At 68.0% G+C, this 24,552-nt stretch carries 25 protein-coding genes; 17 read left to right on the top strand and 8 right to left on the bottom strand.

Annotation, left to right across the window (positions count from 1 at the left end):
* Window positions 1-50 precede the first annotated feature (50 nt).
* From AB0L65_RS27880 to AB0L65_RS27850, 7 genes are all read right to left on the bottom strand, one after another.
* Window positions 51-830: an ABC transporter permease gene (locus AB0L65_RS27880; RefSeq protein ID WP_364250729.1), complete on the bottom strand. Its 780-nt coding sequence runs from the start codon at window positions 828-830 to the stop codon at window positions 51-53.
* On the bottom strand, window positions 827-1,600 hold the full coding sequence (locus AB0L65_RS27875) for an ABC transporter permease (protein ID WP_364250726.1): 774 nt from the start codon (window positions 1,598-1,600) through the stop codon (window positions 827-829). The genes AB0L65_RS27880 and AB0L65_RS27875 overlap by 4 nt, the downstream gene beginning before the upstream one ends.
* Complete coding sequence (locus AB0L65_RS27870; protein ID WP_364250723.1) at window positions 1,597-2,580, bottom strand: ABC transporter substrate-binding protein; 984 nt, start codon at window positions 2,578-2,580, stop codon at window positions 1,597-1,599. Before AB0L65_RS27870 ends, AB0L65_RS27875 begins: the two co-directional genes overlap by 4 nt.
* 92 nt (window positions 2,581-2,672) lie before the next feature.
* Window positions 2,673-4,121, bottom strand: coding sequence for a dihydroorotase family protein (locus tag AB0L65_RS27865; protein ID WP_364250720.1), 1,449 nt, complete (start codon window positions 4,119-4,121; stop codon window positions 2,673-2,675).
* 14 nt (window positions 4,122-4,135) lie between these two features.
* The gene (locus tag AB0L65_RS27860; protein WP_364250717.1) at window positions 4,136-4,912 is read right to left on the bottom strand and encodes an ABC transporter permease subunit; all 777 of its coding nucleotides are present in this window, start codon (window positions 4,910-4,912) and stop codon (window positions 4,136-4,138) included.
* Window positions 4,909-5,718, bottom strand: coding sequence for an ABC transporter permease subunit (locus tag AB0L65_RS27855; protein ID WP_364250714.1), 810 nt, complete (start codon window positions 5,716-5,718; stop codon window positions 4,909-4,911). The genes AB0L65_RS27860 and AB0L65_RS27855 overlap by 4 nt, the downstream gene beginning before the upstream one ends.
* A complete protein-coding gene (locus tag AB0L65_RS27850) occupies window positions 5,715-6,596 on the bottom strand; it encodes an ABC transporter substrate-binding protein (protein ID WP_355207017.1) in 882 nt (293 codons plus the stop codon). The genes AB0L65_RS27855 and AB0L65_RS27850 overlap by 4 nt, the downstream gene beginning before the upstream one ends.
* A 657-nt stretch (window positions 6,597-7,253) precedes the next feature.
* Between AB0L65_RS27850 and AB0L65_RS27845 the strand changes: the two genes are divergently transcribed.
* The 16 genes from AB0L65_RS27845 to AB0L65_RS27770 all read left to right on the top strand — a co-directional run bounded on the left by AB0L65_RS27845 (window position 7,254) and on the right by AB0L65_RS27770 (window position 21,985).
* Window positions 7,254-9,998, top strand: coding sequence for a nitrate- and nitrite sensing domain-containing protein (locus tag AB0L65_RS27845; protein ID WP_364250710.1), 2,745 nt, complete (start codon window positions 7,254-7,256; stop codon window positions 9,996-9,998).
* A complete protein-coding gene (locus tag AB0L65_RS27840; RefSeq protein WP_185071550.1) occupies window positions 9,995-10,417 on the top strand; it encodes a roadblock/LC7 domain-containing protein in 423 nt (140 codons plus the stop codon). The genes AB0L65_RS27845 and AB0L65_RS27840 overlap by 4 nt, the downstream gene beginning before the upstream one ends.
* A gap of 146 nt (window positions 10,418-10,563) precedes the next feature.
* Complete coding sequence (locus AB0L65_RS27835; protein ID WP_319719344.1) at window positions 10,564-10,872, top strand: DUF742 domain-containing protein; 309 nt, start codon at window positions 10,564-10,566, stop codon at window positions 10,870-10,872.
* Window positions 10,873-10,879: 7 nt separating this feature from the next.
* Window positions 10,880-11,440 (top strand): ATP/GTP-binding protein, encoded by a 561-nt coding sequence (locus AB0L65_RS27830; RefSeq protein WP_350730330.1) that lies wholly within the window; start codon window positions 10,880-10,882, stop codon window positions 11,438-11,440.
* A gap of 57 nt (window positions 11,441-11,497) precedes the next feature.
* On the top strand, window positions 11,498-13,045 hold the full coding sequence (ffh, locus tag AB0L65_RS27825) for a signal recognition particle protein (RefSeq protein WP_350730332.1): 1,548 nt from the start codon (window positions 11,498-11,500) through the stop codon (window positions 13,043-13,045).
* 604 nt (window positions 13,046-13,649) lie between these two features.
* Window positions 13,650-14,090 carry a 30S ribosomal protein S16 gene (gene rpsP, locus AB0L65_RS27820; protein ID WP_364250707.1) on the top strand — a complete coding sequence of 147 codons (441 nt, stop codon included), beginning with the start codon at window positions 13,650-13,652 and terminating at the stop codon, window positions 14,088-14,090.
* Between the two features lies 1 nt (window position 14,091).
* Window positions 14,092-14,337 carry an RNA-binding protein gene (locus tag AB0L65_RS27815; RefSeq protein ID WP_113699978.1) on the top strand — a complete coding sequence of 82 codons (246 nt, stop codon included), beginning with the start codon at window positions 14,092-14,094 and terminating at the stop codon, window positions 14,335-14,337.
* A gap of 64 nt (window positions 14,338-14,401) precedes the next feature.
* Window positions 14,402-14,902 carry a ribosome maturation factor RimM gene (gene rimM, locus AB0L65_RS27810; protein ID WP_364251064.1) on the top strand — a complete coding sequence of 167 codons (501 nt, stop codon included), beginning with the start codon at window positions 14,402-14,404 and terminating at the stop codon, window positions 14,900-14,902.
* Complete coding sequence (gene trmD, locus AB0L65_RS27805) at window positions 14,902-15,681, top strand: tRNA (guanosine(37)-N1)-methyltransferase TrmD (protein WP_364250704.1); 780 nt, start codon at window positions 14,902-14,904, stop codon at window positions 15,679-15,681. The genes rimM and trmD overlap by 1 nt, the downstream gene beginning before the upstream one ends.
* Before the next feature lie 137 nt (window positions 15,682-15,818).
* A complete protein-coding gene (rplS, locus tag AB0L65_RS27800) occupies window positions 15,819-16,181 on the top strand; it encodes a 50S ribosomal protein L19 (RefSeq protein WP_364250701.1) in 363 nt (120 codons plus the stop codon).
* Window positions 16,182-16,374: 193 nt separating this feature from the next.
* Window positions 16,375-17,181 carry a signal peptidase I gene (gene lepB / locus AB0L65_RS27795; RefSeq protein WP_363962933.1) on the top strand — a complete coding sequence of 269 codons (807 nt, stop codon included), beginning with the start codon at window positions 16,375-16,377 and terminating at the stop codon, window positions 17,179-17,181.
* Complete coding sequence (gene lepB / locus AB0L65_RS27790; RefSeq protein WP_364250698.1) at window positions 17,181-17,777, top strand: signal peptidase I; 597 nt, start codon at window positions 17,181-17,183, stop codon at window positions 17,775-17,777. Before lepB (AB0L65_RS27795) ends, lepB (AB0L65_RS27790) begins: the two co-directional genes overlap by 1 nt.
* Before the next feature lie 52 nt (window positions 17,778-17,829).
* Window positions 17,830-18,498, top strand: a complete 669-nt coding sequence (locus tag AB0L65_RS27785) for a ribonuclease HII (RefSeq protein ID WP_350730342.1) — start codon at window positions 17,830-17,832, stop codon at window positions 18,496-18,498.
* Between the two features lie 39 nt (window positions 18,499-18,537).
* Window positions 18,538-18,861 (top strand): DUF2469 domain-containing protein, encoded by a 324-nt coding sequence (locus AB0L65_RS27780; protein ID WP_026215037.1) that lies wholly within the window; start codon window positions 18,538-18,540, stop codon window positions 18,859-18,861.
* Between the two features lie 1,228 nt (window positions 18,862-20,089).
* Window positions 20,090-20,449, top strand: coding sequence for a YraN family protein (locus tag AB0L65_RS27775; RefSeq protein WP_364250695.1), 360 nt, complete (start codon window positions 20,090-20,092; stop codon window positions 20,447-20,449).
* Entirely contained in the window at window positions 20,450-21,985 is a 1,536-nt protein-coding gene (locus AB0L65_RS27770; RefSeq protein WP_364250692.1) for a YifB family Mg chelatase-like AAA ATPase, read from the top strand.
* A gap of 188 nt (window positions 21,986-22,173) precedes the next feature.
* Here AB0L65_RS27770 and AB0L65_RS27765 read toward each other — a convergent pair whose 3' ends face one another.
* On the bottom strand, window positions 22,174-22,410 hold the full coding sequence (locus AB0L65_RS27765) for a hypothetical protein (protein WP_364250689.1): 237 nt from the start codon (window positions 22,408-22,410) through the stop codon (window positions 22,174-22,176).
* On the opposite strand from AB0L65_RS27765, the gene dprA reads away from it, so the two are divergent.
* Entirely contained in the window at window positions 22,409-23,671 is a 1,263-nt protein-coding gene (gene dprA, locus AB0L65_RS27760) for a DNA-processing protein DprA (RefSeq protein ID WP_364250686.1), read from the top strand. The two genes, AB0L65_RS27765 and dprA, sit on opposite strands and share 2 nt — an antisense overlap.
* Window positions 23,672-24,552: the final 881 nt, after the last annotated feature.

Raw genomic sequence — 24,552 nt, 5'->3', positions numbered from 1 at the left:
CTACGAACCTGGCCAGCTTCATCGCCAATGCCTTTCTCGGTCCTGAGAGTTCACGAATTACCGGTGGCCTGCCTGTGCCAGACGAGCGCCCGGCGCTCGGCCAGCACGAACAGGGAGTTAACGACGTAGCCGAGGACGCCCAGCAGGGCGATCGCCGCCCACACCCCGGCGCCGTCGAAGCTGCGCATGGCCGTCAGCAACTGGTAGCCGATGCCGTCCGTGCCGCCGACGAGCTCGGAGATCACCATGAGGATCAGGGCCAGCGACAGGCTCAGCCGCAGCCCGGCGAAGATCTTGGGAGCGGCGGCGGGGAGGACGACCAGGCCCAGGCGTTGCGGCCTCGACAGGTTGAAGACCCTGGCCGTATCGGTGTAGGTGCGATCGACGGACCTGACACCGTCGATCGTGTTGAGCAGCACCGGCCAGATCACTCCGAACACGATAGTGGCCAGCTGAGTGGTCAGGCCCGCCTTGAACAACACGAGGAACAGCGGCAGCAGCAGCGGAGGCGGGATGGCCCGGCCGAACTCGATCAGCGGGTCCACGTAGTCGGTCGCCGAGCGCGAACGACCGAGCAGCATGCCCGCCGCGATCCCGATCAGCGCGGCCAGCAGCCAGCCGCCGAACATGCGGCCGAGGCTGGGCAGGATGTTCGCGATCGCGTCGTTCGTCAGGAAGCCACGAGCGGGCGGGCCGGAGAACCACAGTTCGCGCATGCGCGCCAGGATCGTCGTGGGCGGCGGGAAATCGGTGTCCCCGATCGCGCGCCCGGCGATCTCCCAGACGGCCAGCACCACGGGGACCACCCAGAGCCGGGCGAGCGCCTTCACGAAACCGCCCCGGTCCGCGCGTGGTGCCAGCGGAACAGGCGGCGCTCGGCGGCGAGCAGCACCATGTTCGCGATCACGCCGAAGAGACCGGCCCAGAACGTCGCCGCCATCATGAGGTCGGTCCGGTTGCCGTTGCCGGCCACGGTCACGTAGACGCCGATCCCGTTCACGCCGCCGGCCACGAGTTCGGCGCTGACGGCCAGTACGAGCGCGATCCCGGCGGCGATCCTGACGCCGGTCGCCACGAACGGGGCCGCGCTGGGCAGGCTCACCCTGACGAGCACGGCCGGCGGGCCGAACCCGAAGCTGCGCAGGGACTCCTTGGCCAGCGGGTCCACGTCGCGCATGCCGTACAGGGTGTTGATGAGGATCGGCCAGACGGAGGCGTACACGATGACGGAGACCTTCATCAGCTCGTCCACCGGGACCAGCAGGATCGCGAGCGGGATGATGGCCACGGAGGGGATCGGGCGCATGAACTCCAGCACGGGCCTGATCGCCCGCTCCACCGGCGTCAGCGCGCCGAGCAGCACGCCCGCGGGCACGGCCACCGCGACGGCGGTCAGCAGGCCGAGTGCCCAGTTCGCGAGGGTGGTGCCCACCCCGGCCAGGAACGTCGCGTCGGCCGGGAGACGCACGGCTTCGTACAGGACGGTCGAAGGCGGTGGAAAGAGGAGGTTCTCGCTCAGGCCGAAGCGGATGAACAGCTCTCCGGCCAGGAGGAACCCCGCGGCGCCGACGGCGCCGCGGAGCAGGCGGGCACCCCTCATCCGCCCGGGCTCGCCGCGATGAGCGACTTCACGTCGATCGGGCCGGTGATGTACTTGTACTCGAGCATGAGGTCGGCCACCTTCTGCAGCCGGGCCGCCTCCAGGGTGCTCGGGTAGGTGCCCAGGGTGATCGCCGCGGCGGTCTTGGCGTCGATCTTCGTGTACGTCGGCAGCGTCGCCTCGATCTCCTTGCGGTCACCGGAGGCGAGTTGCTGCGCCTTGGAGATCGCCCGCTGGAAGGCGGCCAGCGTCTTCGGGTTCTGCCGCACCCATTCGTCGGTGGCCATCCAGCCCGCGATGGGCAGGTCGGCGGTCTGGCCCGTCATGGTGTCGGCGATCGTGCGGAAGCCGAGCGCGTTCTTGTTGGCCGTGATGAACGGCTCGGTGATCCAGCCCGCGTCGCCCTGCCCCGCGGTGATCGCGTTGCCCATCTCGGGGAACGGCTTCTCGGCGAACTTGACGTCCGTCTCGCTGAGCCCGGCCGCCTTGAGCTGGGTCGTGACCGCCAGCGTGGCGATGTTCCTGAGGTTGTTGACCAGGACCGTCTTGCCCTTCAGGTCCGCGACCTGCTGGATCGGCGAGTCCTTGGGAACCATGATCTCGAAGGTGTTGGGGGCCGCCCGGTACATGTCGGCCACCAGCTTGATCTTCTTGCCCTGGCCGGCCGCCAGGATCGAGGACACGTAGTTGGTCTGCGTGATGTCCAGGGCGCCGCTCTCGATCTGCGGCAGCGCGGCGGCGCCGCCGGTGATCGTGACCGGCTCCACCGTCAGGCCCTCTTCCTTGAAGAAGCCCTTGGCCTGGGCGATGTAGAGCGCGACCGGGTCGGGAATCGGCAGCGCCCCGACCTTGATGGTGGCCTTCTCCAGGCCGTTGGGTCCCGTCGAAGCCGGGGACGCGCCGCCCCCGCTGCAGCCGGTGAGCGCGAGGACGGCGACGGAGCCGAGCGCGAGTACGTGACAGCGCAGAGTGCGTGCCATGGGGGGTCTCCTACTTGGATTTGGGAGAGCGAGACACGTTACTTTGCGTGAGCGTACCCGAGGAATGATCGTCTTTGCAGGCGCACGCGCTTTCAGGCGGGCCGGGACACGTAGCGGCCCACCGGGCGGCCCACGATCTTGCCGGCGTCGAGCACGTGGTTGCCGCGTACGAACGTGTCGGTGACCTTGGCGGTCAGCTCGAACCCCTCGAACGGCGTGTACTCCTGCGTCGACTCCGAGTCCTGCGCGCGAACCGTCCAGGTCTGCCCGGGGTCGACCAGGCAGATGTCGGCGTCGAAACCGGGGGCGATGGTGCCCTTGGTGCGCAGGCCGTACCGCTTGGCGGGGTTCCACGAGGTCAGCGCGGCGATCCTGCCGTACGGCAGGCCCCTGCGGCGGCCTTCGGTGACCAGGCCGGGCAGCAGGTACTCGGCGCCGCCGAACCCGGCCTTGGCCACGAAGACGTTGTCGCTCGGCTCGCCGAACTTGAGCTCCTCGCGGCAGCAGGCGTGGTCGCTGACCACCCAGTCCACGGTGCCGTCGAGCACGTGTCCCCACAGCGCCTCGACGTCCTCGCGGGGCCTGATCGGCGGGTTGACCTTGGCCCCGATGCCGCTGGCCGTGTCGATGTCGGCGAGCAGGTGACCGATCGTGACCTCGCGGCGGAAGTCGATGTGGGGGAACGTCGCCGCCATGCGGACGGCGGCGTCCAGGGCCTTGGCGGAGGACAGGTGCAGCAGGTTGATGTTGGCCAGGCCCGCCTCGTGGGCGAGGTAGGAGGCGATGAAGACGGCCAGCCCCTCGGAGTGCGGCGGGCGCGAGGCGCTGTAGGCGGCCAGGCCGCTCAGGTCCCCGGCCTCCTCCACGAGCTTCGTGTACGCGGTCATGATCTCGGCCGTCTCGCAGTGCAGCGACAACGAGATCTCGCCCGCCAGCTCGGGCAGCCGCTCCCTGGCCGCCTGCACGCCACGCATCACGAACTCGAAGTGCGCGTAGTCGTAGCGCTCGCCCTCCGGCAGCATGAGGAACGCCCGCTGGTCGTCGGAGCGCCCGTGCAGCCCGTGCCCGCCGTAGAACATGAAGATCTTGAACGACGGCACCCCGAACCGCTCGACCAGGTCGGGCAGCTCGCCGATGTGCCCGCTCGACATGGGCGCCAGGTGGAAGCCGTAGTCGACGTAGGCCCGGCCCTCGGCCTGCCTGAGCACCTCCGGGAAGAACTCGGCGTAGGAGCCGCCCCTGTTGAGGTAGTACTGGCCGGTCCGCATGTAGGTGAGCGCCGTCGTCACGCCGCCCTGGGCGCTGGCCCGGCTCTCCGACTCGGTGTCCTCGGGCAGCGGGTTGTAGATGCCCCAGTGCTGGTGGGCGTCGACGACTCCGGGGAAGGCCAGCTTGCCGCCGCCGTCGATCACCTCGCCGGCGGCGGACTGGCCCGGCTCCACCCGTACGATGCGGCCGTCCGCGATGGCGATGTCCGCCTCCACGGGGTCGTCGTGTTCGTGGGTGACAACCTTCACGTTCTTCAACAACAGGTCGGTCACAGCAGTGGTCTTTCCTATGCGAGGCGGTAGGCGTTGCGGTGCCAGGACAGCACGCGCCGCTCCACCGTGAGGAACAGTGAGTTGAATGCGAAGCCCAGCACGCCGAGCAGCACCACGTTGGCCCAGATGGCGGGCATGTCGGCGGCGCTGACGGCCATGTTGAGGAGATAGCCGAATCCCTCGGTGCTGGCCTTGAGCTCGGAGATGACCATGAGGATCAGCGCCAGGGAGACGCTCAGGCGCAGGCCCGCGAAGATCTTCGGTGCCGCGGCGGGCAGGATGATCCGGAAGAACCGCAGGTGGGCGGGCACGCCGAAGACGGCCGCGGTCTCGACCTTCAGCATGTCGAGGTTGCGCGCGCCGTCGATGGAGTTGAGCAGGATCGGCCAGACGATGCCGAACACGATGGTCGCGACCTGCACCTGCGGGCCGATCTGGAAGAGCACGAGGAAGATCGGCAGCATCACGGGAGGCGGCACGGCCCGGCCGAACTCGATCAGCGGTTCGACGATGTCGGCCAGCCAGGGGGTCCTGCCGATGGCCACGCCGAGGCCCACGCCCACGACCACGGCGATGGCCCAGGAACCGACCACCCTGATCAGGCTGGGCAGGAAGTTGTGGACCGCCTCTTCGGTGAAGATATAGGGCCCGGAGAGCCACATCTCGTACATCCGAGACAGGATCAGGGTCGGTCCGGGGAGAAACGGAGTGGCGAGCGCCCCCGCGAGCAGCTCCCAGCCGAAGAACATGACCGGGACCAGCCACAGGCGCTTGACCAGGGTGAGAATCATGTGTTCCGCCACCTGAACAGCCGGCGCTCGGCGCGCGCGAGCAGGATGTTGACGACGAGACCGATCACGCCGGCCCAGATCAGGACCGCGACGACATCGATCAGCGCGTCCATGCCGATGCCGGTGCTCGCCTCGATGAGGAAGCCTCCGACGCCGACCGAACCGCCCACGATGTACTCCACGCTGATGGCCAGGATGAGCGTGATGGAGGCGGCCAGCCGGACGCCCGTCGCGATGAAGGGCGCCGCGCTCGGCAGGGCGACCCGCCAGATCACCGCGCCGGGGCCGAACCCGAACGAGCGCAGCGTCTCCTTGCCCAGCGGGTCCACGTCACGCACGCCGTACAGGGTGTTGATCAGGATCGGCCAGGAGGCGGCGAACACGATGAGCGCCACCTTGGCGTTGATCTCCGGCTGGAAGAAGAACAGCGCCAGCGGGATCAGCGCCACCGAGGGGATGGGTCGCAGGAATTCCACGAAGACCCGGGTCATCTCCTCGACCACCGGGACCGTTCCCAGCAGCAGCCCGATCGGGACGGCGATCAGGACGGCCAGCGGCAGCCCGATGACCGCGGCCGTGAGCGTGCCCCCGATGTCTCCGAGGAACTCCGGGTCCACGGCCAGGGAGAACGTCCTGGCCAGGGTTTCCGCGGCCGGAGGCATCCACTTGAACAGGCCCGTCATGCCGAGAAGCTGCCAGGCAAGCAGAAAACCCGCCACGCCGATGGCGTGGCGGGTGTATTTGGCCAGCTTGGCGCGGGCGAGCGGGGTCTGCCCGCGCCGCGCCGGGTTGATCGTGGTCATCATCCCTGAGGTGCTGCGTAGATCATCGAGTTGACGTCCATCTTCTGCTTGAGCAGGCCGGAGTCGAACATCAGGTCGGCCACCCGCTGGATGCGCTGGGAGTTCAGCGAGGTCGGGTAGGCGCCGAGGTTGATCGTGGCGGCGGTCTCAGCCGGGATCTTGGTGAAGGTCGGCAGGACCTTGGTGACCGCGCTCCGGTCGGTGGCGGCGATCTGCTGCGCCTTGGCCATGGCCCGCTGGAAGGCGGCCAGGGTCTTGGGGTTGTTCTGCGTCCACTTCTCCGTGGCGGCCCAGCCGGTGATGGGCAGACCGTCGGTCGGGCCGGACATGGTGTCCAGCAGCATGGTGGCGCCGATCTCCTTCTTCGCCTGGCTGACGTACGGGTCCGTCATCCACACGGCGTCGACGCTGCCCTTGTCCAGCGAGGAGATCCATTCCGTCGTCGGGATCACGACGTAGGTGATGTCCTTGCCGGGGGTGGGGTCGAGACCGGCGATCTTGAAGTGGGGGCTCATTGTGAGCGTTCCCAGACCACCGACGATGTTGACGCCGATCTTCTTGCCCTTCAGGTCGGCGACCTGCTTGATCGGGGAGTCCTTCTTGACCATGATGCCGAAGGCCCCGGGCGCGCCCTGGTAGGAGTCCGCGATGTACTTGAACTTCTCAGTGCCGGCCTGCTGGATGGTCAGGATGGTGGCGTAGCTGCCCAGCACCACGTCCATCTGGCCGTTGGCGAGCTTGGGGAGCACCGCCTGGGGAGCCTGGATGGGCTCCTGCTTGACGTTGAGGCCCTCTTCCTTGAAGAAGCCGCGCTCCATGGCGATGAACAGTGGCGCAGAGTCCGCACCCGGATACTGTCCGACCAACAGGTCGGTTTTCATGCCACCGGCGGCGGAACTCGCGCTTTCTGGTTTGTCGCCGGAACTTGAACAGCCGGTGATGACGAGGGTGCTCACAAGCCCAATCAGGGCACTACGCCCTAATGCACCGAACCGCATTACGCGTCTCCTTATGAACCCATGGGGGTGGGGGTGTTGGTAACTGAGGGTGTCAGCGACGGTCGAACCCTAGCGCAGGCCGTAGTTCCCGATGCACCGGGAACTCCTAAAATTAACAAGATATATCACCATATGTGGCGATATATCCCTTTTGTCCGATTAATATCTCGGACCTGGCTTGACTTCTAGGGCCTGTGGCAGGTGTTGTGATTTGCGTAAAATGTGCAGCTGTGTGTCGACCGTGATCTTTGCGCTATTGGCCGATCTCGTGTTGATGTGCTCCAATAAGCTCTCGCCCCAAGGGTGCGTCGGCGTCACACCGCAAACACCTGCATAACGTGATCTTCGTGCACCAGACCGTCCGAGGAGAGGTTGCGGAGGCAAGTGAAGAGTGTTGTCCCCTCTGTGGGCGGGGATCCGGGCTTAATAGAGGAAGCCCCCCGACATGCGTCCGGTGGACCGCAGCCGGTCGCCCCTGGCGTTGCGGGCGAAGCCGGGAAGGCTCGGACGGGATCGCGTTTCTCCCTGCGTAACTGGCGTGTGCGTTCCAAGCTGCTGGTCCTGGTCGTCATCCCGACCCTCGCCGCGCTCGTGCTCGGTGGCCTGCGTGTCACCACCTCGATCGCGAGCGCCGGCGACTACGCGCAGGTCAACGAGGTCGCCGTGCTGGCGAGCCGGCTGACCGCGCTCGCGCACGAGGTCGAGGTGGAGCGTGACTACACCGCGCGCTTCGTCGCCCTCGGGCGCAAGGCCGGCCGGACCGAAGTGACCGATCAGTACGAGCCGGTCAACAAGCTCGTCGCCGAGGTCAAGGGCAGCGTCGACGCGCTGGCGACCTCCGACAGCCCTCAGGCGCCCGAGGCCCTGCGCATCAAGAACCGTCTCAACGAGCTCGACACCGCGCGTAAGAACGCGATGGACTCCCAGCTCGACGTGAACTCCGTCATCGAGCTCTACGACCGGTTCATCACAGACCTCCTCTCCCTGAACGACACCATCGACCAAGGTGCGGTCGACAAGGAGCTCTCGGCGAGCGTCTCCGGCTTCGCCGCCCTCTCCCGGGCCAAGCAGTACGTCTCCACGCAGCGCGCGCTGCTCGTGGCGGCCCTGGCCACCCGGGAATTCGGTCGGGTGGAGCTTGACTCCTTCATCGCCGCGCGCGCCCAGAAAAACAGCGAGCTGGCCACCTTCCGGGCGCAGGTCCCCCTTGAGCTGCGCCAGGCGTACGACGACACCGTCAGCGGCAAGGCCAACGACCGCGCGGAGATCCTGGCCGCCCGAGCCCTGTTCCTGCAGAGCCTGGGGCAACCACGGAACGTGTCGGACCCGAAGCTCGGGCTCACCCGTGACGGCAAGGACTGGTTCGCCGCCATCAGCGAGACCGTCGACGGGATGCGCAAGGTCGAGCAGCGCGTGGCCGACTCGATCGTGCTCCGCAGCCGCACCCTGGAAGGGTCCGAGCAGCAGAGCGCCGTCATCGTCGCGGTCGGCATCCTGATCCTGCTCATCCTCGTGCTGCTGGTCACCGTCTTCATGGCGCGCTCGCTGAGCGGCCCCCTGCGCAGGCTGCGCAGGGAGGCACTGTTCATCGCCGGTCGCCGCCTGCCCGACACCGTGCGCCAGCTCCGTGAGTCCGAGTCGGTCGAGAGCGTCGACGTCCAGCCCATCGGCGTCGCCTCTCAGGACGAGATCGGTGAAGTCGCGCGGGCGTTCGACGAGATCCACCGCGAGGCGGTCCGGCTGGCGGGCGAGGAGGCCCGCCTGCGAAGCAACGTCAACGCGATGTTCGTGAACCTGTCCCGCCGAAGCCAGACGCTGGTGGAACGCCAGATCACCCTCATCGACGGTCTGGAGCAGGGCGAACAGGACGAGCAGCGACTCGGCAACCTGTTCAAGCTGGACCACCTGGCCACCCGTATGCGGCGTAACAGCGAGAACCTGCTGGTCCTCGCCGGCCAGGAACCGCCCCGCCGCTGGAGCAAGCCCGTCAAGCTGGTCGACGTCGCGCGCGCCTCGCTGTCGGAGGTCGAGAACTACGAGCGGGTCGTCCTCCAGGTGCCCGACGGCGTCGCCGTGGCCGGCCAGGCCGTCAACGACGTCATTCACCTGCTGGCCGAGTTGATCGAGAACGCCCTGTCGTTCTCGCCGCGCGAGACCAGGGTGACCGTCTCCGGCAGCCGGATCGACGGCGGCGGCGTCATGCTGTCGATCAGCGACTCCGGCATCGGCATGACCCCGGACGAGCTCACCATCGCCAACGACCGCCTCATGGACGCCCCCACCGTGGACGTGTCCGTGTCGCGGCGCATGGGCCTGTTCGTGGTCGCGCGTCTTGCGCACCGCCACGGCATCCGGGTGCAGCTGCGCCCCCACGGCACCGGCGGTCTGACCGCCATGGTCCTGATGCCGGAAGCGCTGCTCGGCTCGCAGGCTCCCGCCTACGCGACCCCCGGCGGCACCGGCATGGGGACGCTGGACTCGTTCGACGAGAGCTTCGGCGCCCGTTCGCCCATGCCTCCCATGCCTCTGCCTCCGATGCAGCAGCCCTCCATGCCGCCCGTGCCGCCGCCGCCCACCCCCCAGTGGGGTCCGGGTGGCTACCAGCCCGGGCCGGGGCACCCGTCGTTCCCCTCACAGCCGTCCTTCTCGGCCCAGCCGAGCGTGGACGTGGGCTGGCCGGCCGACCCGCGCAGCAGCAGCGGCGGTTACGACACCTCTGACGTCTGGGTGCCGGCGCGCAACTCCAACAGCCGGCCGGGCGAATGGGGCCAGGACAACGGCAACTCCCTGCCGAGGCGGCCTTTCGGCGGCGACCAGATGGACATGGGGCAGCCGAGGTACGACTTCCCCGAAACGGAGTCGGCGGCGACCGGTCCCATCCCGGCCGTGAAGCCCGCCTCTTCGGGCGACGAATACCTGCCGATCTTCGCCTCGGTCGAGTCGGCCTGGTTCGAGCACGGCAACGAGGGCGCCGCCACCTGGGGTTCCGCCAAGGCCGACGCGGGCTGGAGCGCCGCGGAGGCGGTCGTCGAGCCGGTACGCGACGGTGCGACCGCGGCGGGGCTGCCCAAGCGGGTGCCCAAGGCCAACCTGGTGCCCGGCTCGGCCGACACCGTCTCGGCGCCCAAGGGCGTCGCCCCCATGCCGGCGGTCTCGCCGGACCGGGTGCGCAGCCGCCTTTCGAGCTTCCAGCAGGGGTTCAGGGCGGCACGTGACGACATCAGCGAGGGCAGGACGTACCCCTCCGGTCCGAGAAGTGTTGAAAGCAGGGATGAGCGCGCATGAATGACTTGAGCCAGTCGGCACGTGGGGTGGACTGGTTAATCACCGATTTCGTCAGCACCGTTCCTGGCGTCGCGCACGCGGTGGTCGTCTCCTCAGACGGGCTGCCGCTCGCGGCCTCCGCGGGATTCCCGGCCGACCGGGCTGACCAGCTGGCCGCCATCGCGTCGGGCCTGGTGAGCCTGACGCAGGGTGCGGCCAGGGTGTTCGAGGGCGGGCCGGTCAACCAGACGATCGTGGAGATGCAGCGCGGGTTGATGCTGATCATGTCGATCAGCGACGGTTCGTGTCTGGCGGTGCTGGCGGCTCCGGACTGTGACATGGGTCTGGTGGCGTATCAGATGACGCTGATGGTTGATCGCGCCGGCCAGGTGCTTACCCCGGCTGTGCGCGCAGAGTTGCGCGCCAGCCAGACCAGGTGATGTAGGTGACAGACCCCAGATGGAACAGCGGCGGCTGGGACTCCCATAACAGTGGTGCGTGGGATTCCCAGAACAGTGGGAGTTGGCAGCCTCCCCCTCAGCCGCCGCCCAGCAACGACCCCGCCTCGCCGGTACGGCCCTATGCCGTGACCGGCGGGCGTACCGCGCCCAAGGTCAAGCTGGCCATGGAGGCCCTGGTGTCCTCGGCGACCGCCGAGCACCGGGAGTTCTCGCACATCACCCCCGAATACAAGGCGATCAGCCAGCTGTGCCTGCAGGTCAGGTCGGTGGCTGAGGTCTCGGCGCTGCTGCGGATCCCGCTCGGTGTGGTGCGTGTTCTGATCGCGGACATGGCGGCAGAGGGTTTGGTTCGGGTGCATCAGCCGCAGCTGGAAGCGGGTAGGCCGGACGTCAACCTGCTGGAAAGGGTGCTCAGTGGACTTCGCAGGCTCTAGCCCCGGTTTGACCTCGACGAAGATCGTGGTCGCCGGTGGGTTCGGGGTGGGCAAGACGACCTTCGTCGGCGCGGTGTCGGAGATCATGCCGTTGACCACGGAGGCCGTCATGACCGACGCCTCCAAGGGCATCGACGATCTGGGCATGACACCGCTCAAGTCGACCACCACCGTCGCCATGGACTTCGGTCGCGTCTCGCTCGATCGCGACCTGATCCTGTACCTGTTCGGCACGCCCGGACAGCACCGGTTCTGGTTCATGTGGGACGACCTCGTCCGCGGCGCCATCGGCGCGGTCGTGCTCGTGGACACGCGCCGCCTGGCGGACAGCTTCCCCGCGATCGACTACTTCGAAGAGGCGCAGCTGCCGTTCATCGTGGGGGTGAACGGCTGGGACGGCCAGTACGCCCACAGCGACACCGAAGTGCGTGACGCCCTGACCCTGGCGCCGCACATCCCGATGGTGCGCCTCGACGCCAGGTCCAAGGACTCGGTCAAGACCGCGCTGATCAACCTGGTCGAGCACGCGCTCTCGGTCCGCATGGCCGTGCCAGGCTGGAGCGGCTAGCGGAGCGGATAGGCTGGAGTCTTAGACGTTCATTCGCTTCGAGGACTGGCCAACCACGTGTTCGAGACGCTATCCGACCGGTTGACATCGGTCTTCTCCTCCCTCCGGTCCAAAGGCCGGCTGTCCGATGCCGACATCGACGCCACCACCCGCGAGATCCGCATCGCCCTGCTGGAGGCCGATGTCGCGCTCCCGGTGGTCAAGGCGTTCGTCGCCCAGGTCAAGGAGCGCGCCCGCGGGGCCGAGGTCTCCCAGGCGCTCAACCCGGCGCAGCAGGTCGTCAAGATCGTCAACGACGAGCTGATCGGGATCCTCGGCGGCGAGACGCGCAGGCTCCGCCTCGCCAAGACGCCGCCGACCGTCATCATGCTGGCGGGTCTGCAGGGCGCCGGTAAGACCACCCTGGCCGGCAAGCTGGCCAGGTGGCTGCGCGAGCAGGGCCACACGCCCCTGCTCGTCGCCGCAGACCTGCAGCGCCCCAACGCCGTCCAGCAGCTCCAGGTCGTGGGCGAGCGCGCCGGGGTCGCGGTCTACGCCCCCGAGCCGGGCAACGGCGCCGGCGACCCGATCGAGGTCGCCCGCACGTCGATCGACGAGGCCAAGCGCCTGCTGCACGACATCGTCATCATCGACACCGCCGGCCGCCTGGGCATCGACCAGGAGATGATGAAGCAGGCCGCCGACATCCGCGACGCGGTCTCGCCCGACGAGGTCCTGTTCGTGGTCGACGCCATGATCGGCCAGGACGCCGTCACGACGGCGCAGGCGTTCATGGAGGGCGTCGGCTTCGACGGGGTCGTGCTGACCAAGCTCGACGGCGACGCCCGCGGTGGCGCCGCCCTGTCGGTGCGGCACATCACGGGCCGGCCGATCATGTTCGCCTCCACGGGTGAGAAGCTCGAAGACTTCGACGCCTTCCACCCTGACCGGATGGCCTCCCGCATCCTCGACATGGGTGACATTCTCACCCTGATCGAGCAGGCCCAGAAGACGTTCGACGAGGAGCAGGCCGCCAAGATGGCGGGCAAGCTCACGTCGGGCGAGAACTTCACGCTCGAGGACTTCCTCGAGCAGATGATGATGGTCCAGAAGATGGGGCCCATCAAAAACCTGCTGGGCATGATGCCCGGCATGGGGCAGATGCGCGACCAGCTCAACTCCATCGACGACCGCGACCTCGACCGCATCGCCGCCATCATCCGCTCGATGACGCCCGGGGAGCGCCAGGACCCCAAGATCATCAACGGGTCGCGCCGGGCCCGCATCGCGGCCGGCTCCGGCGTCACGGTCACCGCCGTCAGCAACCTCGTCACCCGCTTCTTCGAGGCGCAGAAGATGATGAAGCGGATGGCGGGCGGCATGGGCATTCCCGGCATGCCGGGCGGTCGCGGCAAGGCGGGCAAGGCTCAGAAGAAGGCCAAGGGGCGGCGCGTCAGCGGCGACCCGCGCAAGGCGGCCCTCGGCAAGGCCTCTTCCGCCGAGGCTCCGGAGGCGGAGCCCAAGAGCGGTGGCCTGCTGGGCAACCTCGGGGGCAAGCTGCCTCCGGGCGTGGAGCTGCCGCCCGGCTTCGACCCCTCCAAGTTCCGCCTGCCCGGCCAGAAGTAACCACCGCCGGGACTCTGCCTCCCGGCGGACCTGCACTCCGGTTTTCGACGATGCCGCTCCGGTTTCCGCGGGCGGCGTGCGTCGGGCCTCCGCGTCGACGCTCCGGTCTCCCCTCCTTGGGCTTCCCATGCCGGCTGCCCGCCGTGGAGCCCGCAGCGGCGTGCTCTTGGCCCCCGGGAGACGCGCCGCGCCGGCCGCGGCCCCTGGTGGACTCCCGGCAGTCCCGTCGCTCTGAGTGCCTGCATCCGCCCTCTCGTACGGCTGCTCGCCTGGACCTGCCGCACGCCCCACCCGGAACCGGTCGCCCCCGTTCGCGCGGCCGGAGATCATGCGCCGGCGGGATAGCATGAGCGGGTCGCTCGCCGTACAGGCGGCCAGGTCGCACGCAGGGCCGAGCCTTCGGGCGCGGACGGAGGCGACGCGCCGTGACGGAACGTCGATGGCAGTGCCGTAGATCTGGCACAATGGCATGTTGGAACATCGTGGCCATGCGGGTGCCCTCTCATCTCCCGCCGGACGCGCCTGTCCCTGGAGCGTCGTCCCGTCGTGCCCCACTCGGCGAGATGCCGTTCACCCACGCTCGAATGCAGGAGAGACCACACCCGTGGCAGTCAAGATCAAGCTCAAGCGGCTCGGCATGATCCGCAACGCTCAATACCGCATCGTCGTCGCCGACAGCCGCACCAAGCGTGACGGCCGGGCGATCGAGGAGATCGGCCTGTACCACCCGAAGGACGACCCTTCGCGCATCGAGGTCAACGCCGAGCGTGCGGCCTACTGGCTGGGGGTCGGCGCGCAGCCGACCGAGCCCGTCCTCAAGCTGCTCAAGCTCACCGGCGACTGGCAGAAGTTCAAGGGCGAGCCCGCCCCTGCGCCGCTGAAGGTCGCCGAGCCCGCGCCTGACCGTCACGCCCTCTACGAGGCCGCGGCCAAGGAGACGCTGTCCGGTGGCGACACCGGCACGGCCGCTACCACGCCGAAGAAGGCCAAGAAGAAGGAAGAGGCTGAGGCCCCCGCCGAGACCCAGGCCGAGGGCGAGGCCTGACGTGCTCGAGGAGGCTCTCGAGCACCTCGTCAAGGGCATCGTCGAACATCCAGACGATGTCCGGGTCCGCGCACGCCGCATTCGCAGCGGGCGCGTCCTGGAGGTCCGGGTGCACCCCGAGGACCTGGGCAAGGTCATCGGACGCGGCGGGCGCACCGCCAAGGCGCTGCGCACCGTTGTGAACGCCCTGGCCGACGGGAAGTACGTACGGGTCGACCTGCTCGACCTGCACGAAACAGTCCGTTAGCGTCAGGTTTCCGCGCCCTCATCGGCTTTGCGGCCGATGGGGGCGCTTGCGTTAGGAGTTCATGTTGCAGCTGGTCGTCGGCCGGATCGGCCGTCCGCACGGGGTGCGCGGTGAAGTGTCCGTGGAGGTACGCACCGACGATCCCGAGCTGCGTTTCGCCGTGGGCACGTCCATCGCCACGGATCCCGCCGACAGGGGGCCGCTCGTCGTCGCGGCCCGCCGCTGGCACAAGGGCTTCCTGCTGCTGACCCTCGAGGGGGTCACCGACCGCGACGTGGCGGAGGAGCTGCGGGGCACCATGCTGGTCATCGACTCGGCCGAGGTGGCGCCGTCCGACGACCCCGACGAGTTCCACGATCATCAGCTCATCGGCCTGACGGTGGAGACCGCCGCGGGGGAGCCCGTGGGCGAGATCACCGACGTTCTCCACCACGGCCAGGACCTCCTGGTGGTACGCAGGATCGGGGCGGACGAGGCGCTCATCCCGTTCGTCAAGGAACTCGTGCCCGAGATCGACCTGGAGGGCGGTCGGCTGGTCGTCGACCCGCCAGAGGGCCTGCTGTGATGCGGCTCGACATCATCTCGATCTTCCCCGAATACTTCGCGCCGCTCGACGTCTCGCTCATCGGCAAGGCCCGCGAGCGCGGCACGCTCGACGTACGCGTACACCAGCTCCGTGACTGGACCCACGACGTGCACAAGACCGTGGACGACACCCCCTACGGCGGGGGGCCGGGCATGGTCATGAAGCCCGAGGTGTGGGGCGAGGCCATCGACGACGTGACCGGGGACGGCGCGCCGCGGCTGATCGTTCCGACGCCGAGCGGGCGGCCGTTCACCCAGGAGTTGGCGCAGGAGCTGGCGGGGGAGCCGTGGCTGCTGTTCGCGTGCGGGCGGTACGAGGGCATCGACTCGCGGGTCATGGAGGAGTACGGCTCCCGGCTGCGGGTCGACGAGGTCGGCATCGGCGACTACGTGCTGGCCGGGGGCGAGGTGGCGGTGCTGGTCATGGTCGAGGCCATCGGGCGGCTGCTGCCCGGTGTGCTGGGCAACGCCCAGTCGGCCGTGGACGACTCGTTCGCGCCCGGTTCCATGCAGAATCTGGTCGAGGGCCCCGTCTACACCAAGCCGCCCGTCTGGCGGGGGCATGAAGTGCCTGAGGTGCTGCTGTCCGGGCATCACGGAAAAGTCGCCAGATGGCGGCGTGACCAGGCGCTGCGCCGTACCGTACGGAACAGGCCGGAGCTGGCGGCGGCGCTCGACCCGGACACGCTCGACAAGCACGACAGGAAGCTCCTTGAGGAGCTGTCGTTTCGCGTCGAGCGCGAAGATATGGCAAACTGAATCGCTGCCAACCGTCATTTGGTTGGTCTGTCATGCCCGGGAAACGATCCCGGGTTCATCACATCAGCAGGCGTGTCCGCCGCGAGCCACGGCCGGGTGGACCTCCGCGTGCTCGCGAGGACTTGAGGACAGCTCTCATGCACACGAAGATCCAGGAGCTCGAGAAGGCGACGCTGCGCAGCGACGTGCCGAGCTTCCGCCCCGGTGACACGCTCGAGGTTCACGTTCGAGTCGTCGAAGGAAACCGCTCCCGTATCCAGGTCTTCAAGGGCTTCGTGCTGCGCAGGCAGGGCGCCGGCGCCCGTGAGACCTTCACGGTCCGCAAGGTCAGCTACGGCGTCGGCGTCGAGCGCACCTTCCCCGTGCACAGCCCGGTCATCGAGAAGATCGTGCTCGTGACCCGCGGCGACGTGCGCCGGGCCAAGCTTTACTACATGCGCGACCTGCGCGGCAAGGCCGCCCGTATCCGCGAGAAGCGCGAGACGACGGCCGCCAAGTAGCCCGGTCTTTTCGTGGCCCGCGCACTCGCGCGGGCCATTCGGCTTTACAGGGCCGTTTCCTTTATGTGGAGCGACTCGTGCATGGGTGTAACGTCGGTCGAGGCTTGTCGAGCCGAAGCATCATCTAGGCTCGTCAGCGATGACTAGCGAGAGCCAGGAGCACGGCGCGGCGCGCCGCCCTGTCGAGGACGAGGTGGACGTGGTCGCCGAAGAGACTCAGAAGCCAGCAAAAGGCGAGAAAAAGGAGAAGAAGGGGTCGTTCTGGAAAGAGCTGCCCGTTCTTGTCGTCGTGGCCTTGGTGCTGGCCCTGATCATCAAGACGTTTGTGGTCCAGGCCTTCTACATTCCGTCGGAGTCGATGGAGAACACCCTGTTGAAAAACGACAGGGTTCTGGTCAACAAGCTCGTCTACCACACGCGCGACATCGAGCGCGGAGACGTGGTGGTCTTCTCGGGAGTCGACTCCTGGGACGGTGAGTTCCAGATGGAGGAGCCGTCCAACCCGGTCGCGGCCTTCTTCCGCTGGGTCGGCACGGCGTTCGGCATCGTGCCCGGCGAGAAGGACTACATCAAGCGGGTCATCGGCGTCGGTGGCGACCACGTGAAGTGCTGCGACTCCAAGAATCGCATCACGGTCAACGGCACGCCCATCGACGAGGAGAGCTATCTCTATCCGGGCAACGTGCCGTCCGACAAGTTCTTCAACATCACGGTGCCTGAGGGGCGGCTGTGGGTGATGGGCGACCACCGGTCGGTCTCGCTCGACTCCCGATCCCACACCGGTGACGCGGGTGGTGGCTCCATTCCCGTGAGCCAGGTCATCGGGCGGGCCTTCGTGATCGTCTGGCCGTTCAACCGGGCGACCTCGATCGATATTCCGGACACGTTCTCGCAGCCGGCGCTTCAGGCGCTCGGTGGCTCCGTACCGCTGGTCGCCGGGTTCGGGCTGGCCGTACCCTTGGTCCTGGTTCGTCGCCGCTGGAAGGGGAAGAGGCGCTGATGGCCGTCACCAAGAAGGCGGAGGGCGTGGGGAAAGAGAAGAAGAAGGGCGGCTTCCGCGAGACGGTGCTGCTGCTGGTCCTGGGCGTGGGCATCGCGCTGCTGCTGCAGGCGTTCGTGGTCGGCTCGTTCTACATCCCGTCCGTCTCGATGGAGAACACCCTGCTGGTCAACGACCGGGTCTTCGTCAACAAGCTGGCGGGCAAGCCCGAGCGCGGCGACATCGTGGTCTTCAAGGGCTGGAACACCGGCGAGGACACCATCAAGCGGGTCATCGGCGTCGGCGGCGACAAGGTGGTGTGCTGCGACTCCAAGAAGCGCATCACGGTCAACGGCACGCCGCTGGAGGAGACTTCCTACCTCTACCCCGGCGATTACGCTTCCGGCGATAAGTTCAACGTCACCGTGCCGCCCGGAAAGCTCTGGCTGATGGGCGACCACCGCAGCGCCTCGGCCGACTCGCGGGCCCACATGGACGAGGCCGGAGGCGGGTTCATCTCGGAGAACGACGTGATCGGCAAGGCCGTGGTGCGCTACTGGCCGCTGTCCCGGGGGTATCTCTTCTCCCGTCCTGACACTTTCGACAAGGTCAAATAGCGGTCGCTTTCGGTCGCGGTTCGCGGCGTTTGGGGCGTACGCTGCCTCTGTCATGACAGTTGCGTTCCGCCCTCGGCCAAGCGTCGTCCGGCGCGATTCCGGACTCTACGCCTATGAGCGGGCGCTCGCCCGCCGCGGCCTCACCCCCATCGCGGGCGTCGACGAGGCCGGCCGCGGCGCCTGCGCGGGGCCCCTCGTCGTCGCGGCCGTGATCCTGCGCAGGCAGATCGACGGCCTCGGCGACTCGAAGCTGCTGTCCCCGGCGGTGCGCGAACGTCTGTACGACCAGATCGTCCGTGTCTCCCACATCGGATTGGTGATCATCCCGCCGGGGGAGATCGACGCTAAAGGTCTTCACAAATGCAACGTTTCAGGAATGCGGCGGGCTGTCGCACAGTTGCCTTGTGACCCGGAGTACATCCTGACGGACGGCTTCCCGGTGCCGGGCCTCCCGGCGCCGTCGCTGGCCGTGTGGAAGGGGGACCAGGTGGCCGCATGCGTGGCGGCGGCGTCGATCGTGGCCAAGGTGACTCGAGACCGCCTCATGGTCGCGCTCGACGGGCGCTACCCGCAGTACGGTTTCGCGGTGCACAAGGGGTATGTCACACCAGGACACCGGCTGGCGCTGGAAACGCACGGGCCGTGTCCTGATCACCGATACTCCTTCGTCACGGTGGCGAGGGGGATGGGTGAAAATGAAATGGGGGCCGGGGTTGCCTGAGCAGGCGAACCGGGGGACCGGTACGACAGGAGGACCGCGATGAGCGCAGAAGATCTCGAAAAGTACGAAACCGAGATGGAGCTGCAGCTTTACCGCGAATACCGGGATGTCGTCGGTTTGTTCACGTACGTGGTCGAGACTGAGCGTCGGTTCTATCTGACCAACTCGGTCGACCTCGACGTCCGTACCGCGGAGAACGGCGACGTCTTCTTCGACGTGAAGATGCAGGACGCCTGGGTGTGGGACATGTACCGGCCGGCGCGGTTCGTGAAGAACGTTCGGGTGGTCACGTTTAAAGATGTGAACGTGGAAGAACTGGCCAAGGCGGACCTCGAGATGCCCAAGGAGGGGTTCTCGGGGTGACGAGGCGGGGGCCGTACCCTCTCGCAGCTTGACCGGCCGCTGGCGGCATGCCTCTGGACGGGCTCAGCCAGCACGCGCCCCACAACCTCACCACCAGGCGCCACAGACACGCCTCGCGGGCCACACGCGTGCTTCCCACCGAGGAACCGTCGCCGTGGACTGTAACCGCATGTCGTCACCGTGGGACTGCAACGGCGACCCATCACCGTGGGACTGCAACGGTCAGCCGCTGCTGAGGGTTGCAACGGTCGGCCACTACTGAGGACTGGAACGGTCAGCCGCTGCTGTGCACTGCCCCGGCAAGCCGTCACCGTGGGCCGTGCGAGGCGGCCAGCGCCGCGTACCCACGCTCACCGCGCCTTATGGCGCCCCAGAGCGGCCCTATGCCGGCGCTGTGGCGCCCGGATGGCTCACCGCGGCGTACAGCCCCCAAACCGCCACCCGCATCGACCTCTGTGAGCCAGCCGCTAACCCTGGTGCGCCGGTCAGGTCGACTGACGCCGCTGACCACTCCTACGAGCGTCATCCCTCAGGTCCCCAAGCTGCCGTCTTGCAGCGGCCGTTGCGAGCCACTGCTGAGGCCCCTCGTCGCTCGATGAGCGACGCAATCCACCGCCACAAGCCGCGATAACGCACAGCCGCGGCAACCCACGCATGCCCGCAGGCCTGCCCACACCACCCACGGCACCGGGTCGCCCACGGCCCCACGCTGCCCCATGGCACGGTGTCGAGCCATGCCACCGTGCCCACAGCCACACCACCCATGCCCACATGCGATCAGCTGGCCGAAACGCCAGCCACCACAGCCATCGGCACCGCAAGCCCTCACCCGCGAACCGGACCCGCGGCCCCAGCCCGCGGCCCCAGCCCACGGCCCCAGCCCGCTGGCCAGGACCGATGGCCAGGACCGCTGGCCAGGACCGTCGGCCCTCAGCCCGTCGGGCCCTGCCTGACCCGAGCCTCGTCCACGGACCCGTGCCCCCACCGCGTGAGGCCCGTGCGACCGAGCCACTCGCCGACCAGCACCGCCGAGCCTCAGCCCCTCACCCATCCCTGGACCCAGAACCCCGCCCGTCCGCAACCGCGCCCGTCCGCAACCCCGCTATCCACAACCGAGCTCTGACCCACCCCCACCATCCCCAGAACCCCATTCGGCCCCACCCCCACCACCCCTCATCCAGGAAAGTCGGTGCCCGGACCAGCACCAGACCGACGACGGAGGTGGCACATGGCCGCGAAACACGACCAAGACCTCGGCAAACAAGGCGAACAGGTAGCGGTGACCTACCTGGAGGCCGAGGGGATGCAGATAATCGCCCGCAACTGGCGCTGCCGCCACGGCGAGATCGACATCATCGCCGAAGAGGGCCCCACCCTGGTCGTCGTCGAGGTCAAAACCCGATCGGGCAGATCTCACGGCACAGCCCTGGAGTCCGTGAGCCCGGTCAAGCTGGCCAGGCTGAGGATGCTCGCGGCCAAGTGGCTGGCTGCGCAGCCGCGCACGTTCCGCACCGTACGGGTGGACGTGGTCGCCCTTGAGCGTTTCGCCGGTGACTTCGCCCTGAGTCACGTACGGGGGGCGATCTAGATGGCCGTGGCCCGTACGCGCAGCGTGGCCGTGATCGGAGTCGCCGGCCGCACCGTCGAGGTCGAGGCCGACGTGGGCAACGGCCTGGCCGGCATCCACCTCATCGGCCTTCCCGACACGGCGCTCAGCGAGGCCCGAGATCGGGTCAGGTCCGCGATGGTCAACAGCGCCTATCCCTGGCCCGACGCCCGCATCATCGTCAGCCTCTTCCCGGCCAGCCTCCCCAAGCGCGGTTCTCAGTTCGATCTCGCCATAGCCGTGGCCATTCTGGGCGCCGCGGGCGTGATCCCGGCCGAGCGCATCGCGGAGCCGTTCTTCCTGGGTGAGCTCGGCCTCGACGGCCGCATCAGACCTGTGCGCGGCGTTCTGCCCTCCATCCTCGGCGCGGCCAAACATGGTGACGTCACCGTCGTCGTCCCCGCCGCGAACTCAGCCGAGGCCGCCCTGGTGCCCAACGTCAAAGTGATCCCGGTTTCACATCTCCGCCAGCTCGTGGAGTGGCTGCGCAGGGGAGACGACGAGCCCGAGCCCCGGGTCGAGGAGTGCGCTGAGTTGCCCAAGTCCACCGACGGCCCGGCGGTAGATCTTGCGGACGTCGTGGGCCAGCCGGTCGCCCGACGGGCTCTGGAGGTGTGCGCGGCAGGCGGCCACAACCTCTGGATGCTCGGCCCGCCGGGCACCGGCAAGACCATGCTGGCCGAACGCCTCCCCACCCTCCTGCCGGACCTGGAGCTCGACCACGCCCTGGAGGTCACGGCCATCCACTCCGTCGCGGGCGCCCTGCCGCCGAACGCTCCCATGATGAGCAGACCCCCGTTCGTCAGCCCCCACCACACGGCGACATCCGCCGCGATCATCGGCGGAGGCAGCGCGATCGTACGTCCAGGAGCCGTCTCCCTCGCCCACAGAGGCGTCCTCTTCCTGGACGAGGCCCCCGAGTTCCCCCGCCACGTGCTCGACGCCCTCCGGCAGCCTCTGGAGTCCGGCCGCGTGACGGTGTCGAGGTCCGCGGGCTCGGTCACGTTCCCGGCCAGGTTCATGCTCGTCCTGGCCGCCAACCCCTGCCCGTGCGCCCAGGCCGAGGACCAAGGGGATACCTGCAAATGCACCCCCACGATCAAGCGCCGCTACCTGGGCAGGCTCTCCGGCCCGCTCCTGGACCGCATAGACATGAAGGTCACCGTGGTCCGGTCGTCCAGACGCGAACTCCTGGCCGACCGCCAGTTCGTAGAAACGAGCAAGACAGTGGCCGAACGCGTCCTCCTGGCCCGCGAACGCGCCGCCAAACGCCTGACCGGCACGCCCTGGCGCACGAATGCCGAAATCCCCTCCTCCCTGCTCCACTCCGACTACCGCCCGTCCAACGAGGCCATGAAACCCATGACGTCCTGCCTCGACTCCGGCACCCTCACCGCCCGCGGCCTGGACCGCGTCGTACGCGTCGCCTGGACCCTCGCCGACCTGGCCGACAAGGACACCCCGGAGGAGGACGAAACAAATGCCGCCCTCAGCTTCTGGCTAGGAGTGAAGTCCTAACACCCACCCCAAACCCAACCCCACCACCCCAAACCCACGCCGGGCCGCATGCAGCACCGCGACGTGCTTTGGGCACTATGACGTGCTCCGGCACCGTGACGTGCTCCGGCACTATGACGTGCTCCGGCACCGCGACCTGCTCCGCCACCATGACCTACTCCCGCACTACGACCAGGTCCTCATCCCGTTCAGCTCTCACCACCGCCCACCCCCATCCATCCAGGAACCCTCATGCCCAGCTCAATCCCGGAAGAAGCTGTGGCCACCACTGCCACGATCACCACCTCGCCCACGACCACTACCTCGACTGCGGTCGCCACCTCGCCCGCCATTAGCCCCTCGGCTAGGGTCGCCCCCTCGGCCACTACATCGACCTCGGCCTCAATCTCGGCCAGGAGCGAAACTGAGGCCAGAGCCGCGCTCATGAGGGCGGCGGACGTCGGCGACCCCATCATGGGCCGTCTCGTGATGCAGTACGGGGCCTCATCGGCAGTGGAGGCGATCCGCGCCCGCACTCTGCCACCAGAGTTCGTAGCCCAGGAGGTCAAGCGGGCTCAGGAAGCCCACCAAGATCGTCCCCCCGACCTCACCGCCCGTCTCAACGCCTGGCACGCCCGCCTGGCAGCGGCCAACCCAGCAGCAGACCTCGAAAACGGAGAAAGGTCCGGAGCCCGATTGGTCACCCCAGGAAGCCCGGAATGGCCCACCCAACTGGACCAGCTAGGCCCCGGCCGCCCTCTTGGTCTGTGGCTCCATGGCACGGCCGACTTGCGCTTCTCCTGTCTCAAGTCGGTGGCGGTCGTAGGAGCACGAGCCGCCACGTCGTACGGCACCCACATTGCTGCCGAGTTCGGCGTCGGTCTCGGCGAGTCGGGCTGGACCGTCGTGTCAGGCGGTGCCCACGGTGTGGACGGTGCGGCTCACCGAGGAGCCCTGGCCGCCGACGCACCAACGGTGGTGGTCCTGGCCTGCGGTGTGGACATCTGCTACCCGGCGAGCCACGAAGTCCTGTTCTCCGCCGTTAGAGATCGGGGCGTCGTGATCAGCGAATGCCCGCCCGGCGTCCACCCCACCCGAGCCCGCTTCCTCATCAGAAACCGCCTGATAGCCGCCCTGTCGAGGGGGACGGTAGTGGTCGAGGCAGCCCTACGCAGCGGAGCTCTCAACACAGCCGCCCACGCCGTATCGCTCAACAGACACCTGGCGGCAGTCCCTGGCCCGGTCACCTCGAGCATGTCGGCCGGCTGCCACAAGCTTCTCCGCGACCGCAAAGCCGTATGCGTAACCTCTCCGGAGGAGATGGTCGACCTGGTCGGCGTAATAGGCGACGACCTGGCCCCTCAATCCCGAGCACCTGCACTCCCCAGAGACAAACTCAACGAACCTACCCGAAAGGTCCTCGACGCGATCCCCACCCGCGGCGGCGCAGGTCCTGCGTCCATAGCGGTCGCCGCAGGGCTGAGCCTGGACGCCACCCTGAGCGCCTTGGGCGGCCTAGCAGCCGCGGGCTACATAGAACGAACCACAAACGGCTGGCGCCTCCGCAAACAGTTCGCCTCCTACCCCAAAGCCCCCGATTCCGCGGCCCTAGAACCCCCAGCTACCCCCGAGCCCGACGCATCCGACGACCCCCCGTTCCCAGACGACGACTTCCCCCTCGAACCCGAGCAGCACGGTTGGCGCTGAGGCACAAACAATCCACCTCTGAAGGCACTCGGACCGAGCCAATGCGACGGCCGCTATGGGCCGAGAAACTGCTGCCCGATCGGTACAGAGTCCTCGGGCAGGGAATGGCCCGTCAGCTTGGGCAGGGAATGGCCCGCCAAGCCGCCCAGCCATGCGCCAACAGCCGGCCGTGATGTACGGGGATGGCGTCCGACACGACAGAGCCTTGGGAACTGGGCAACGACTTGTCACGTGGGTAACGGCCCGCCATGCTCTGGTCGGCGGTCGGCGGTCGGCGGTCGGCGGTCGGCGGTCGGCGGTCGGCGGTCGGCGGTCGGCGGTCGGTGTGTCGCCATCTGACGGACAACTCCGGTCCGACAAGACCGCCGAGTTCGTCTATGCGGTGGACGGGTAGGGACAATTGTCTGACCTGCCAGGACCGTTTGGTACGAGGCGAGGGTGCCCGTTCGGGCGATGCCATGAGTCACCGTCACTGAGACGTGGAGGCAGGCGAACATACTCCTCTAAGCCGGCCTCTGCGGGACGTAACCCTGCGCCCCGGGCCGCCGCCACGCATTCGAGCCCCGCCCCGCCCGGCGTTCTTGTTTTCGAGGAGCGTACGGGTGCTCCAGAGCGCGTCGTTTCTGAAGCGCTCTCAGCCTTCGGCGACACCCACCGCTGTGTGCCCTCCCCGCCTCAACCACATCATCCTCAGACCGCGCGTCCGCTGGTCCCCGGAGGGGGCGCCCGGCGTCCAGGAGTCGGTGGACGCAGCGGGGCTCAGGGAGGTTTTCTCCATGCTCAAATGTCGGCCGCTTCAACTGGTGAATGTCAGCGGAACGACGAAGATGTCAGTGAAATCAGGGATGTGAACGGCTTTGTCTGTGCTGGTCAGAGCATTG

This window comes from Nonomuraea sp. NPDC052116, assembly GCF_040680035.1.
Classification (GTDB): Bacteria; Actinomycetota; Actinomycetes; order Streptosporangiales; family Streptosporangiaceae; genus Nonomuraea; species Nonomuraea angiospora_A.
Note: the sequence above shows the minus strand (reverse complement) of the source record. Positions and strands in the feature narration are given on the sequence as shown.